The sequence below is a fragment of the Nitratireductor aquibiodomus NL21 = JCM 21793 genome (assembly GCF_000615975.1).
Classification (GTDB): domain Bacteria; phylum Pseudomonadota; class Alphaproteobacteria; order Rhizobiales; family Rhizobiaceae; genus Nitratireductor; species Nitratireductor aquibiodomus.
Map to the genome: position 1 here is coordinate 1 of NZ_BAMP01000112.1, position 12282 is coordinate 12282.

General features: G+C 60.4%; 14 protein-coding genes. 12 read left to right on the forward strand and 2 right to left on the reverse strand.

What is annotated here, in order from left to right:
• Positions 1 to 6: 6 nt before the first annotated feature.
• On the reverse strand, positions 7 to 861 hold the full coding sequence (locus JCM21793_RS20585; protein ID WP_244439916.1) for a glycoside hydrolase family 16 protein: 855 nt from the start codon (positions 859 to 861) through the stop codon (positions 7 to 9).
• Positions 862 to 1102: 241 nt separating this feature from the next.
• On the opposite strand from JCM21793_RS20585, the gene JCM21793_RS20590 reads away from it, so the two are divergent.
• From JCM21793_RS20590 to JCM21793_RS20605, 4 genes are all read left to right on the forward strand, one after another.
• Positions 1103 to 2443, forward strand: a complete 1341-nt coding sequence (locus JCM21793_RS20590; protein ID WP_051556251.1) for a hypothetical protein — start codon at positions 1103 to 1105, stop codon at positions 2441 to 2443.
• Positions 2440 to 3648 carry a polysaccharide pyruvyl transferase family protein gene (locus JCM21793_RS20595; RefSeq protein WP_025031570.1) on the forward strand — a complete coding sequence of 403 codons (1209 nt, stop codon included), beginning with the start codon at positions 2440 to 2442 and terminating at the stop codon, positions 3646 to 3648. The genes JCM21793_RS20590 and JCM21793_RS20595 overlap by 4 nt, the downstream gene beginning before the upstream one ends.
• Positions 3649 to 4058: 410 nt before the next feature.
• Positions 4059 to 4802, forward strand: coding sequence for a Crp/Fnr family transcriptional regulator (locus tag JCM21793_RS20600; protein ID WP_007007848.1), 744 nt, complete (start codon positions 4059 to 4061; stop codon positions 4800 to 4802).
• 482 nt (positions 4803 to 5284) lie between these two features.
• The gene (locus JCM21793_RS20605; RefSeq protein ID WP_007007849.1) at positions 5285 to 6049 is read left to right on the forward strand and encodes a response regulator transcription factor; all 765 of its coding nucleotides are present in this window, start codon (positions 5285 to 5287) and stop codon (positions 6047 to 6049) included.
• Positions 6050 to 6137: 88 nt separating this feature from the next.
• On the opposite strand, the gene JCM21793_RS20610 is transcribed toward JCM21793_RS20605, so the two are convergent.
• Complete coding sequence (locus tag JCM21793_RS20610) at positions 6138 to 6506, reverse strand: cupin domain-containing protein (RefSeq protein WP_025031571.1); 369 nt, start codon at positions 6504 to 6506, stop codon at positions 6138 to 6140.
• A gap of 212 nt (positions 6507 to 6718) precedes the next feature.
• On the opposite strand from JCM21793_RS20610, the gene JCM21793_RS27395 reads away from it, so the two are divergent.
• From JCM21793_RS27395 to JCM21793_RS20635, 8 genes are all read left to right on the forward strand, one after another.
• Complete coding sequence (locus JCM21793_RS27395) at positions 6719 to 7486, forward strand: BMP family ABC transporter substrate-binding protein (RefSeq protein ID WP_244439918.1); 768 nt, start codon at positions 6719 to 6721, stop codon at positions 7484 to 7486.
• 17 nt (positions 7487 to 7503) lie between these two features.
• The gene (locus JCM21793_RS30650; protein ID WP_244439920.1) at positions 7504 to 7728 is read left to right on the forward strand and encodes a hypothetical protein; all 225 of its coding nucleotides are present in this window, start codon (positions 7504 to 7506) and stop codon (positions 7726 to 7728) included.
• 22 nt (positions 7729 to 7750) lie between these two features.
• Positions 7751 to 8857, forward strand: a complete 1107-nt coding sequence (locus JCM21793_RS27400; protein ID WP_244439922.1) for an ABC transporter ATP-binding protein — start codon at positions 7751 to 7753, stop codon at positions 8855 to 8857.
• Between the two features lie 11 nt (positions 8858 to 8868).
• Entirely contained in the window at positions 8869 to 9285 is a 417-nt protein-coding gene (locus tag JCM21793_RS30655; RefSeq protein ID WP_244439924.1) for an ATP-binding cassette domain-containing protein, read from the forward strand.
• On the forward strand, positions 9282 to 9905 hold the full coding sequence (locus JCM21793_RS31075; RefSeq protein ID WP_280113545.1) for an ABC transporter permease subunit: 624 nt from the start codon (positions 9282 to 9284) through the stop codon (positions 9903 to 9905). The genes JCM21793_RS30655 and JCM21793_RS31075 overlap by 4 nt, the downstream gene beginning before the upstream one ends.
• Positions 9884 to 10342 carry an ABC transporter permease subunit gene (locus JCM21793_RS31080; protein ID WP_280113546.1) on the forward strand — a complete coding sequence of 153 codons (459 nt, stop codon included), beginning with the start codon at positions 9884 to 9886 and terminating at the stop codon, positions 10340 to 10342. Before JCM21793_RS31075 ends, JCM21793_RS31080 begins: the two co-directional genes overlap by 22 nt.
• Positions 10335 to 11249, forward strand: a complete 915-nt coding sequence (locus JCM21793_RS20630; RefSeq protein WP_025031572.1) for an ABC transporter permease — start codon at positions 10335 to 10337, stop codon at positions 11247 to 11249. The genes JCM21793_RS31080 and JCM21793_RS20630 overlap by 8 nt, the downstream gene beginning before the upstream one ends.
• A partial coding sequence (locus JCM21793_RS20635) for an amidohydrolase family protein (RefSeq protein WP_025031573.1) occupies positions 11246 to 12282 on the forward strand: 1037 nt, incomplete at its 3' end. The genes JCM21793_RS20630 and JCM21793_RS20635, both read left to right, overlap by 4 nt.

The following is a 12282-nucleotide window of genomic DNA, read 5'->3' on the forward strand; positions in this document are numbered from 1 at the left end:
AGAATGTCAGTCCAGGCGGTAGGCCCGAATATGGTCGACGATCATGTAGGAAGGGTCCGGGGTCGCATCCCTGGTCGGTCCGTCGACGAGGGCGAGATTGACCAGAATGTAGAGTGGCTGCCGGTGCTCCGGTTGCGTTTCGGTTTTCCAGATGAACTCGCGGTCGAAGTAGAACCGGATCCAGTTGCGGTCCACCTTCACGCCGTAGGTGTGAAACGCACCGGGGCTTGCTTCCACGAAAACCGCGTTGCGATGAAAGCGCGAGTAGTGGCGCCCATCGCGATGCCAGACATGGACCACGGAGGAATAGCCGTCCGGCTTGTCCCCGTAGAATTCGATCACGTCGATTTCGGCCGTAGCCTTCGAGCGATCCTTGCCGATCAGCCAGAAGGCGGGCCACACACCGGGCCCCTCCGGCAACTGCGCACGCATTTCGAAATAGCCATACTGCTGTGAGAATCCTTTGCCATCGGGGTCGACCGAGGCAAGTAGTCCCGACTGCCAGTCGCCCTCCGGATCTCGCTTTGCCTCAATGCGCAGAGTGCCGTCTTCGATGCGGAACGGCGACCGTTCACCGGGATTGGCAAAGCGCGCGCCGCCAAAATCTCCCGACCAGGGCGTGTGCGCGATCCAGCGTGTACCGGGACCCCAGGCCGAAACGTCCAGTGTGGAGAAATCCTCGTCGAAGGAAAGCCGCATCGCATCGACATTCAGCGCGTCGGCTTCGGTTGCGAGTTGATCTCCGGCTGGCGCGGGAGGTGGGCCAAAGGCCGTCGCGAGCGCTGCAATAAGGCCCGCCGTGCCGGCACCAAGTAAGCGGCGGCGTTTCAGATGTCGCAACATGCTCGAGGCGAACGGCAATGCGGTTACCTCCCGTCGGGCAGAATATCACCGCTGCGCTTTGCTCAGGAACTCAGCCAATCGCCGCGTCACTGGCCATAAGTGGTACCCGGCGAAGCGGGACGCTCAATCGCTCGCATGGTACTCTTAGTCGGGTTTACGCCGCTTTTTCGGCTAAAGGACGGGGCGCACCATGCGCATCGAATTAATGGGAGTCCTATCGCTGGTGCTGGGGGTGGCTGTTTTGTTGGCGCCGCCCCGTATGGCCTTTTATGTCATTGTCATGTCGACACTTTTCGGCGCTGCAGCTGCATTCGGTGTACCGGGTCTGGGCGGGGCTTCAGTGCTGGTTCCCAGTCTCCTGCTTGCCTTTTATTGCCTGCGCCTTTTCATGGCCTTTGGCGAAAGGCCTGTTCTGGCGGCAGTGTCTTCCTCGTCGCCAGGCATCTGGCTTCTCCTGCTAACGGTCTATGGCGTCTTCTCCGCGCTCTTCCTTCCCCGTCTTCTGGAAGGGGTGACGGAAACGATGATCGTGCTGCGCTCCTCCGCGGGGCATCGCATCATCGATCTGACGCCACTGTCATTTTCAAGCAACAATATCACCCAGACGGTCTATGCAGTGGGCGGGCTCTTCTGCTTCGCCTTCACGTACGCCTATATTAAATGCGGCGGCACCGCCCGCGACGTGATCAACGCCATGCTGGTTCTTGCCGTCGCCAATCTGGTCTTCGCGCTTCTGGACGTGATCACATACCGTACGGGTACAGCGCACCTTTTCGATTTCATTCGCACTGCGAATTACGCGCTTCTGACCGGATCGGAGAAGGCCGGCTTCAAACGCATTTCGGGCACTTTTCCCGAGGCATCAGCCTTCGCCGGCTACACAATCGTGCTGTTTGCGTTCACTGCCAGTCTGTGGATCGACCGCGTGCGAACCGTTGCGACCGGGGGGATCGCCGGCCTGCTATTGCTTGCTCTTCTCCTGTCGACATCGACAACGGCGCTGGTCAGCCTTGCGATGGTGATGGTCTTCCTTCTATGGCGGGCATTGCCTGCTTCCTACGGCAGGCGAGCCACGGGGCGGCCTGCTGCCATTGCGCTCGCTCTTCTTGCTGTCCCGCTCTGCTTCATGCTGGTCCTTGTGCTGATGCCTGAGTTCGCAAAGGCCGTGCAGGATTTTCTGGATGAAACGCTCTATTCCAAGCTGAACAGTCAGTCGGCGCGCGAACGCATGCAATGGAACGCCGTGGCCTTCCAGGTGTTCCTCGATACCTGGGGGTGGGGCGCTGGTCTGGGCAGCGCGCGAGCTTCCAGCTATGCGCTTGTGCTCCTGTCCAATGTCGGCCTTATCGGCACGGTTCTGTTCCTGCTGTTTGTCGGCAACACGCTGATGATGAAGAGCGCCGGCGGGTTCCACGAGCACGCGACGATGCGGGCGGCCAGGGCGGGCGTTCTTGCAGGCCTTGGTGAAGCGATGATCTCCGGAACGGTCTACGATCTGGGGCTACTCTTTTTCATACTGGCGGGAAGCGCGGCTGCGCTGCGGTGGGTTCCCGCGCAGGCCGGGGCATACAGGCCGCAGCAAGCGGAGACGGTTCAATGAAGATCGTCATCTTCAACGTCCGTTACAGCCCCAATCTGGGGGACGGCGTACTTGCCGAATGTCTCGAGCGCCGGCTTGGCGTGTCGCTGCCAGGCGCGGAGATCGAAACCCTGGACCTGGCTGGCCGCACTGCCTATGGCATTGCGGATTCGCGGCGTTCAGGTGCCCTGCGCCTTTTGCAGGTCATGCCGCCGCCCGCACGCCGCATACTGGTCGCGCGTGTGCTCGGTTCAAGACTGGCCGCATTACGCGCTCTATGGCGAGGGAAAATCGCCGGGGCCGATGCGGTGGTCATCGGCGGCGGCAATCTTCTTCAGGATGACGACCTGAATTTCCCGTTGAAGATCGCGCAGGTCCTCGAGCTCTGCCGTGAGGAAAGCTGCCCCGTGGCGATCCACGCCGTTGGTGTGGGGCGGCACTGGTCGCGGCGTGCTGCGAAGCTGTTCGATACGCTTCGCACCTGCAATGTCCTTGGGGTTTCGGTGCGCGATCACGGGGCACGGCAGAACTGGGAGCAGCATTTTCCCGATTGGCCGAGTCCGGGCATCGCGCCCGACCCGGCCCTGACCTTGCAGGTGGAAATGCACGGGAGGCGGGACCGCACCCGCCCGCTGGTCGGTATATGCGTGACACATCCGCTCATTCTCAGGCGGCATGCCGGTGCGAGCAGGGAGAATATTCCGCTCGGGACCGTGCAGGGGTATGGCGCATTGGCTGAATGCCTATTGGACGCAGGGTGCGATGTTGTCTTCTTCACCAATGGTGCGGTGGAAGATCAGGCCTGTCTGGAACATATCCGGAATACGCTCTTCAGGGCAAAAAACCGGGCGCCGGACCGCTGCAGCTTTGCCGCTCGGCCAAACACTCCGCAGGAGCTGATTGCATTGCTCGGCACGTTCGACGCCGTGGCAGCGCATCGCCTGCACGCCTGCATTACGGCCTATGCGCTCGGGGTCCCTCCGGTCGGTCTCGGCTGGGATCAGAAGGTGGAGTCCTTCTTCCAGATGATCGGCCGTGAACCATTCTTCGTTTCCGCGCACAAAGGAAACGCGGAGATGATTGGAGAACGGATTGTGACGACGCTTGGAGAAGGACTTGACCTTGATGATCGCCGCCGGTGCATTGAAAAGGCGGAGAAGGCAATTGAGGGGCTGGCTGCGGGGTTGAAGATGACGATCCGCGGATCGGAACGCGAGACCGCATGATGGTGACGTCAAAGAATTCGCGCTGGATGATGCCGCTAAGATTTGGAGACCGGTTCGGCAGCCACCATGGCCCTGGCTGCACTTTATGCCAGCTAACGATTTTGTGATTTGGGCGTGGAGCTTCTTGTCTAGACCTTTGTGCGTCCATCCGGACGCACAAAGGACGATCTAAACGATTGATGGAGCATCGGAATGACCCGAAAACCGGATTCCACTTTTCGGTCCGATGCTCTAGTCTTTCCAAGGTCAGATGGTCGTATTTCTGGCGCGTTTAACTGCCGGCTGACGACTATAAGTGGAACCGGGGCTATGGATGGGGCGTTTAAAACTCGGGTATTTGCTCCATGAGTACTGCAGATCGCTATAGTGGTCGATCTGCGGACGATCGGGAGCGCAGGATGCGGGGTAGCATGCCGGTTCGGGGCACCGAAAATTACAGGGAAATTCTACACTATCTGGAAGCTGAAACGGCTCGCGGACTGTTCGGCATGGCGGCGAGCAAGTCGAACCATACCGGGCTGCGCAAGCGCATATATTCCAGCGGCGACACGATTGCGGATATGGATGGCCAGAAGCGCGCCGTCCTTCTGGTTGTTTCGGGCTGGGTTTCCAATGGCAAAGAACTTGAAGACGGCTCGCGCACGGTGGTCGATTTTTCCCTGACCGGCGATGTCATCACCGTGGGAACCACCGAGTGGGCGCGCGAAGAGGTGCGGGCGCTCACGGCTGTCACACTGTTTGAGTTTCCTGGCGCGATCTACGAAAATCTGTCGACCTATCCGCGTCACGTGCGCGAGTTCATTCTCAAAGGGATGGCGCGACGCTATGCGCGCGCGGCCGAGCATTTCGTCAACATCAGCCGTCGGGGCGCATTTGAGCGGGTCGCGCATCTTCTGCTCGAGCTGTCATTCCGCGTTGGTGTCTATGAAGGGCAGGGGGCGAGTTCCTTTGCCTGCCCGCTCACCCAGGTGGATCTGGGCGATGCCCTCGGCCTGTCGGTCGTTCACGTCAATCGTGTTTTGAGAAAACTGCGTGAAAGTGGTTACGTGTCTTTCCGCAGTGGTGTGGTGACGTTTCAGAACCGTGCGGGATTGATCGAGGCTACGGGCTTTGAAGGGTCTTACCTCGCACTTGCCGAGCCGGTCTCTCCGTAGCTTTTTCGGATTTGTATAACCTGTTATATCACTCATAGATCAAAAGACTGTGGTTACAGCTTTTGGGTGCTTGCCAGACCTGTGCCTGCCTCCGGTACAATGCATTCATGATTTTAAAGCACATCCCTCTTGAGGGTGGCAGACATAGCCAATTCGCTTATTTCACGTCGAAAATGGCTCGATAAGTCCGATTTTTTCAATTTCTTCTAGTGTTCTGAGCGAATGCACAACTTTAACAAAGTATTTCGTGATTATAATCATATTGAATGATTCTTGCATAAAATTGATCCATGTTAATGCACAAACTCCCTAATCGTGAGGATAATAAATCTCCAAGTGATAATCCTGTTTGGGGGCCTCTCTGAGGGGTTCGCGCCGCCGATACTCTGTTCGGCGGAGGGTGGGGCGTGCAATAAAAACAAAAATGCGCTTCTCCAATATCACTGGGGTTTGTTTTGGGTGAGTGTTGGGGAGCATTGGTCATGGAACATGCAAAGATAGGGCAGAGCAGCAGCAGCAATCTACACGGCATCATGAAAGCGCCGGGTGGCGCACTCGCCGCGACCGGTCCGAAAGACTGGGACCAGGCGCAGGAGGATACGGATCGGGAGCTTGTGCTTCTGATCGATCCCAGAGTGCTGGACCGGGAATGTCTGGCACGCAGTCTGGAAACGCAGAATCCCTCTCTCGACATTTTCGCTGTCGGCTCTTCAGAGGAATGGCACAAGATTGCCGAGGGGCGTCAGCCCGAGGCTGTGCTTCTGATTGTCGGCAGTCGCAAGATCACCGAACAGGGCATCTGCAACGAAATCCACGATCTTGCCGAAGAGTTCGAAGAGCAGCCGGTCATCGTCATCGCCGATACGGATGATCTTGGGCAGATACTGAAAGCGCTGGAAGCCGGCGCAAAGGGATACATTCCCAGCAATGTCGGCGTTGATGTCGCCGCAGAAGCCATTCTTCTAGCCCGCGCCGGCGGTGTGTTTGTTCCGGCCAGCGGTGTTCTGGCCATGCGCGACGTCATCAATTCGAACAGCAGCCGCGTGGTCGGGCTTGGCAATCTCTTCACCGCCCGCGAGGCGGAGGTCGCCGAGGCGCTCCGGCGCGGCAAGGCCAACAAGATCATCGCCTATGAACTGCAGCTATGCGAGAGCACCGTGAAGGTGCACATTCGCAACATCATGAAAAAGCTGAACGCGACCAACAGAACCGAGGTCGCCTACAAAATTCGTGAAATGCAGTCCTGACGGCCACGAAGCACGACCATAACGGTCTAGCGAAACACTCAGGCCAGCAAACGTTTTTGGGTCGGTCGAAAGATCGACCTTTTTTCTTTCAGTCTTCGAGATTCACATAGGTCTCAGGCTTAAAGCGCGGGGTGCAGACGCAGTAGAACTCCAGATCCTCCGTCCCCGTATTGGCGATGCGCTGCGCCGCGCCCGCCGGAATGATCGCCTGGTCCCCGACCGCAAGGGCCTGCCGCACACCCTCGATTTCCACCACGCCTTCGCCCCTGCGCACCACATAGCGCTCACAGACTCCTGTCAGACTGTGCAGCTGTGTCGTCACGCCGGGCTCCACACGGGCGATCGCCAGCGAGGTTTCGGGCGAGGCCGGCGTGTTCATCAACTCGGTGATGTAGCACCGTTCCTCTGTCCAGAACTCTGCCTGACCGGCGTTTTCGACGAACCATAAAGGGGGCATGACAAACCTCTCTTGAGCAAACTTCCACAATGATCAGTCAGCTTGACAATTGTCAAAGCCCTGTCGGTGCGTCAGTATGCATTCGACTAAAGCATCGGACCGAAAAGTGGAATCCGGTTTTCGGATTGTTCTGATGCTCCATTGATAGTTTAGATCGCCATGCGTCCATTTGGACGCATGGCGATCTAAAGGCCAAACAGGGAGGAGTGGTCATGAGGGGTTTGAAAAACTGGTTGGCAGTGGGGCTTCTGGCGACGGCGGCATTCACTGTGCCGGCTTCTGCAGCGGACAAGTTCTTCGTTTATGTCTCTCCGGACCAGATCGGCGTCAACGCGTTCCTGAAGCTTGGCCAGGCCGGCATTGAGGAGGCGGGCGAGAAATACGGTGCGGATGTCGAAACCTATGAGAGCCGCACGGCGGCCGACCGTCTTGAAAACGTCAACGCTGCCGTCAACGAAGGCGCAGACATTGTCGTGCTCCTTGGTTTCGAGTTCAACGACATCGTCAAACAGGTCGCACCCACCGCGCCCGACACGCAGTTCCTGATCGTCGACCAGTGCATCGACGACCGGCCGGACAATGTGCATTGCGCGGTCTTCCGCGAATATGAGGCGAGCTATCTCGTGGGTGTTGCCGCCGGCATGCTGACCGAGAGCAACAAGGTCGGCGTGGTCGGCGCGCTCGATATTCCCTTCCTGCATCGCTATACGGATGCCTATGCCGATGGCGTAAAGTCGGTGAATGCCGACGCCTCTGTCGATATTCGCTGGGTGGGTGGCGAAAACCCGTTTGCCGATCCGGTGCGCGCCAAGGAACAGGCCGTGGCCATGAACGCTGCCGGCGCCGACCAGATCTTCACCGCCACATCGGGCGGTGATTTCGGCGTCTTCGAGGCGGCGAAGGAAAAGGATTTCGACGTCTATTCCGTCGATGTGAACCAGTGCCCCAATGCGCCCGGCCACGTGTCGATGTCACGCTGAAGCGCGTCGACAACGCCATGGTTCAGGCCATCGGCGCAATCCTCGAAGGCGAGAAGAAGCTCACCATGGCGCTCGGCCTCAAGGAAGGCGGCGTATCGACCATTGCCCTCGAAGAAGACGAACTGGCCGACAGTGGCTGTCTCATCGCCGATCATCCGGAGGTGGCGGCCAAGATGCGTGAGGTCGCAGGGCAGATCGAGGATGGCTCGCTAAAACTCGAAGACCCGATGTTCGCCAAATAAGCGCGCCAGAGCAGCACGCATCATGCGCATCGACCTGCAGGACGTCACCGTCCGCTTTGGCCCGGTCACGGCCGTGGACAGCGTTTCGCTCGGCATCAAGCCGGGCGAAATCCACGCGCTTCTCGGCGAAAACGGTGCTGGCAAATCCACCCTGATGAACGCGCTGTTCGGTCTGGTCTCGCCGGCAAGCGGCACGATCAGTCTGGATGGTGAGGCGCACCGCTGGGCCTCGCCGCAGGATGCCATAGCCCATGGGCTGGGCATGGTGCATCAGCACTTCATGCTGCAGGAAGAGATGACGGTGCTGGAAAACATCGTCTTGTGCGCAGAGCCGGTGGGCCGCTTCGGCTTTGTCGATTTCGCCCGCGCCCGGACGCGCCTCGATGAAATCGCCAAAACCCATGGTGTCGCCATTGATCTCGACCGGCGCGTCGGCCGCCTTTCCGTCGGCGAGCGGCAGGCGGTGGAGATCCTCAAAGTTCTCTACCGCGAGGCCGAAGTCCTGATTCTGGATGAGCCGACCGCCGTGCTGACCCCGCAGGAGAAGGACCGGCTTTTCGCAACGCTCAAGAGCTTCCGCGAGGCGGGCAAGGCGATTGTCCTCATCACCCACAAGCTTGATGAGGTGATGGAGATTGCCGACCGGGTGAGCGTGATGCGGGCAGGGCGTCTTGTCGCCTCCTCATCGCTTGCCGAAACCTCGAAGGATGAGATCGCGCGTGGCATTGTCGGCGGCGATCTCCCGGCAGCCAGAACCCGCAAGACACTTAGCCCCGGCGAAACGGTGCTTGCAGTCGATCACCTCACAGTCGCACGGCGTGGGCGAGACGTCGGGCCCGTTTCCTTCGATCTTCGTGCAGGCGAGATCGTTGGCATTGCCGGCGTTAGTGGCAATGGCCAGGCCGAGCTGATCCGCGCGCTGACAGGGCTTGAGCCTGTGCGTTCGGGCTCCATCACCCTGTGCGGAAATGAGATACAAAAACTGGATGTGGAGGCGCGCCGGCAGGGCGGCATGAGCTACATCCCCGAAGACCGGCAGCGCATGGGTCTCGCCCTTCGCGCTCCGTCAGTGAAAATGCCAATGCGGGCCGCGACGATGCGGGCGCTTTCACCGCCGGTCCGTTCCTGAAACACGGAGCCATGGCGCAATATGCGCGCTCCCTGATCGAGCGTTACCGCATTCGCGTGGCCGGTCCGCGCGCTTCCGCCTCCACCATGTCGGGCGGCAACAAGCAGAAGCTCGTGGTCGGGCGCGAACTCTCGCGCAACACCCCGCTGGTGATCGCCGAAAATCCCACATGGGGCGTCGATATCGGCGCCATCGATTTCATCCATGGCGAGTTGATGCGCATGCGCGATGCGGGTCACGCCATTCTTCTGGTTTCCACCGAGCTCGACGAGGTGATCGCTTTGTCCGACCGCATTCTGGTCATGTATGACGGCTCCATCGCCGGAGAGGTGGATGGCGGCGAGGCGAGCCGCGAACGCGTCGGCGCTTTGATGACTTCACGTGCCGCCGATGCGCTGGGCGCGGCTTCGCCGGGAGTTGCTGCATGATGGCGTTCGATGCCGGCAAGGCCACCCGCAGCGCGCTGCCATGGCTCTTCACCTTCCTGTGGATCGCCGCGATCATTTTGGCGCTGCTGCTTTTCGTTGGCGCGCCGGTGGGCGAGGCGCTTTCGGGCTTCTGGAACGGCGCTTTCGGCGGGCGCAGAAACGCCTATCTTATGGCGACCCTCAGCCGCTCGGCGCTGATTGTCGGCATGGCGCTTTCCGTCATGCTGAGCTTTCGTGCCGGGCTGTTCAACATTGGCGGCGAGGGGCAGCTTGTCGCCGGCGGGCTGGTGGCAGCCCTCGTTGCCGTGCTCATGCCGGGGCCGCCGCTGCTTGTGCTTGTCGTGGCGATCCTCGCTGCCATGCTGGCCGGTGCCTTATGGGCGCTGCTTGCCGGGGTGCTCCAGCTTTTCATGGGCGTGCCGCTGCTTGTCGGCTCGCTCCTCCTCAACTATCCGATCCGCTACATCGCCTCCTATCTGGTAGCCCATCCCTACCGCGACGTGCAGTCGGGCATGGTGCAGTCGCATCTCGTGCCGCAGGAAACCTGGTTTGCCTATTTCCCGGAACCCGGCTCGATATCGGCATCCTCTTCACGGCAGTGGCGGCAGCCTTTGCGCTGATCTACAGCTATTGGACCGTCCACGGCTATCACACACGGCTCAACGGGCTTTCGCCCGATTTCGCCCGCACGGTCGGCCTGCCGGTGCGCCGGCTCACCCTGCAGACACTGGCGCTCAGCGGTGCGATTGCCGGCATGGTTGGCGCAATCTCCGTGTTCGGCATTCACCACCGCTATATCGACGGCATGCTGGTGCAGCCGCTTTATGCGTGGACGGGCATCATCGCGGTGCTGCTGGTTGGCATGGTGCCGTGGGCGGTGCCGATTTCCGGCTTCTTCTTTGCCGCCGTGCAGACGGGGGCTGCCGGCATGGAGCGGGCGGCCGGCGTTCCCAAGGAGATCGCGCTGGTCGTTCAGGCGGTCATCATCCTCTTTGTCGCAAGCCGCGTTTCCGGCGCACTGACGGCCTCACGGGGCGATGGAGACGGCCATGTTTGAGCTGATCGCCGATCCCTCCTTCGCCGCCTCCATCCCGCGCTTTGTCACGCCCATCCTTCTGGCGGCCCTTGGCGGCGCGCTGTGCGAGCGGGCCGGTGTCTTCAACATCGCGCTGGAAGGCTTTTTGCTCGTGGGCGCTTTCGCGGCAGTGCTGGGGGCTTATTTCTCCGGTACGCCCTATATCGGCGCGTTGACGGCCATGGTGGCCGGCATGGCGCTTGGTGTTGTTTTCGCCGAGTTCAATGTGCGGCGCGGCGGCGATTCCATCGTCGTCTCCATCGCCATCAACCTTCTCGCCGCCGGTCTCACCACCTTCTTCCTGCGCGCCATTTTTGATGTCACGGGTGCCTTCAGCGATCCGGCGATTGCCGGGTTTGCACCCATCCGCCTGCCTTTCATAGAAGATGTGCCGCTTCTCGGCCCGATCCTGAGCGGCCAGGCGCTACCCTTCTATCTGGCGCTTCTCAGCGTTCCGTTCCTGCATGTGTTTCTCGCCCGCCACCGCCTTGGCCTGCGCATTCGCGCGGCGGGGGAAAACCCTCAAGCGCTTCGGGCCGGCGGTGTCAGTCCAAAACGTGTCCAGCTTCTGGCGCTCATTGCATGCGGCGCGCTCTGCGGTCTGGGCGGAGCGCAGCTTTCCATCGCCAATGTCAATCTCTTCGTCGAAAACATGAGCGCCGGGCGCGGCTGGATCGCCGTTGTCGCCGTTCTCTTGACCCGTGGCCGCCCCTGGCCGCTATTCTTCATCGCGCTTCTGTTCGGTGCCGTCGACAGCCTGTCCTTCCGCGTGCAGGGTCTTGGGCTTGCCCAGCAGTTCACCGACATGATGCCGTATCTGGCGACCCTTATCGTGCTGGTTGCCCTGTCATGGTGGCGGGCAAGACGCGCAAGAGGAGATGCTTCATGACCGTCGATCTGGTTGTCAAAAACGTCATTGTCGTGACCTGCGATGAAAAGCAGACGGTGATCCGGGATGGCGGCGTTGCGGTCTCAAATGGCCGCATCGCGCAGATCGGCGAGAGCGCAGCACTTGAACAGGCGGCGCAAAATGCCCGCAACGTCCTTGATGGCAGCGGCCAGATCCTTATGCCGGGGCTGATCAACAGCCATTGCCATGCCGCCGACAGCCTGTTTCGCGGTCTGGTGGAGGATCTGCCGCTGGAACCCTGGCTGCAGAAGGTGTGGACCGCCGAAGGCGCAATCCTCAACCCGCAGACTTCGCATCTCGGCAGCCTTCTGGGTTTTTCCGAACTGCTCCTCTCCGGTGTCACCAGCACGATGGACATGTTCTGGTATCCGGTGGAAACGGTGCGCGCCGCGCGCGAAGTGGGCATGCGGGTGTCGACGGGAGGCATCTTCTTCGATGGGCCGGGTGTGGACGGCGCAACACTCGATGACCGCATTGCCAGCGCCGAGGCCTTCTTTGAAGCGTTTGCGGGTGCAGACGATGTCTTCCCGGCAACCATGCCCCACGGAGCCTATACGGTGGGCCCGGAAAACCTGAAGACGGCAAAGGACATCACAAACAAACACGGTGGGCTCTTCAGCACGCATGCGGCGGAAACGAAGGCCGAACAGTCCGATGTGGAAGGCCGCTATGGCAGTTCCGTCATCCGCCATCTTGATCATCTTGATCTCCTTGATGAGCGCACGACGCTCGCCCATTGCGTCCATCTGGACGATGAGGAAATCGCCATTCTGGCGCGGACGGGCACGACCGTTTCGCACAATCCCATGTCCAACCTGAAGCTCGCCTCCGGCATTGCCCGCATACCTGACATGCTGGCAGCCGGTGTCCATGTCGCACTCGGAACCGATGGTGCGATCAGTGGCAATGACCTCGACATGTGGATGGCGTTGCGGTTGGCGGCCACGCTGCACAAGGGCGCGAGCCAGCGGGCCGATGCCGTCTCCACCCATGAGGCGCTCGGGATGGCGAC

Excerpts from the sequence above, each read along its gene's own strand:
- JCM21793_RS20590 (WP_051556251.1), top strand. The coding sequence starts at position 1,103 with ATGGCCTTTTATGTCATTGTCATGTCGACACTTTTCGGCGCTGCAGCT.
- JCM21793_RS20595 (WP_025031570.1), top strand. The coding sequence starts at position 2,440 with ATGAAGATCGTCATCTTCAACGTCCGTTACAGCCCCAATCTGGGGGAC.
- JCM21793_RS20600 (WP_007007848.1), top strand. The coding sequence starts at position 4,059 with ATGCCGGTTCGGGGCACCGAAAATTACAGGGAAATTCTACACTATCTG.
- JCM21793_RS20605 (WP_007007849.1), top strand. The coding sequence starts at position 5,285 with ATGGAACATGCAAAGATAGGGCAGAGCAGCAGCAGCAATCTACACGGC.
- JCM21793_RS20610 (WP_025031571.1), bottom strand. The coding sequence starts at position 6,506 with ATGCCCCCTTTATGGTTCGTCGAAAACGCCGGTCAGGCAGAGTTCTGG.
- JCM21793_RS27395 (WP_244439918.1), top strand. The coding sequence starts at position 6,719 with ATGAGGGGTTTGAAAAACTGGTTGGCAGTGGGGCTTCTGGCGACGGCG.
- JCM21793_RS30650 (WP_244439920.1), top strand. The coding sequence starts at position 7,504 with ATGGTTCAGGCCATCGGCGCAATCCTCGAAGGCGAGAAGAAGCTCACC.
- JCM21793_RS27400 (WP_244439922.1), top strand. The coding sequence starts at position 7,751 with ATGCGCATCGACCTGCAGGACGTCACCGTCCGCTTTGGCCCGGTCACG.
- JCM21793_RS30655 (WP_244439924.1), top strand. The coding sequence starts at position 8,869 with ATGGCGCAATATGCGCGCTCCCTGATCGAGCGTTACCGCATTCGCGTG.
- JCM21793_RS31075 (WP_280113545.1), top strand. The coding sequence starts at position 9,282 with ATGATGGCGTTCGATGCCGGCAAGGCCACCCGCAGCGCGCTGCCATGG.
- JCM21793_RS20630 (WP_025031572.1), top strand. The coding sequence starts at position 10,335 with ATGTTTGAGCTGATCGCCGATCCCTCCTTCGCCGCCTCCATCCCGCGC.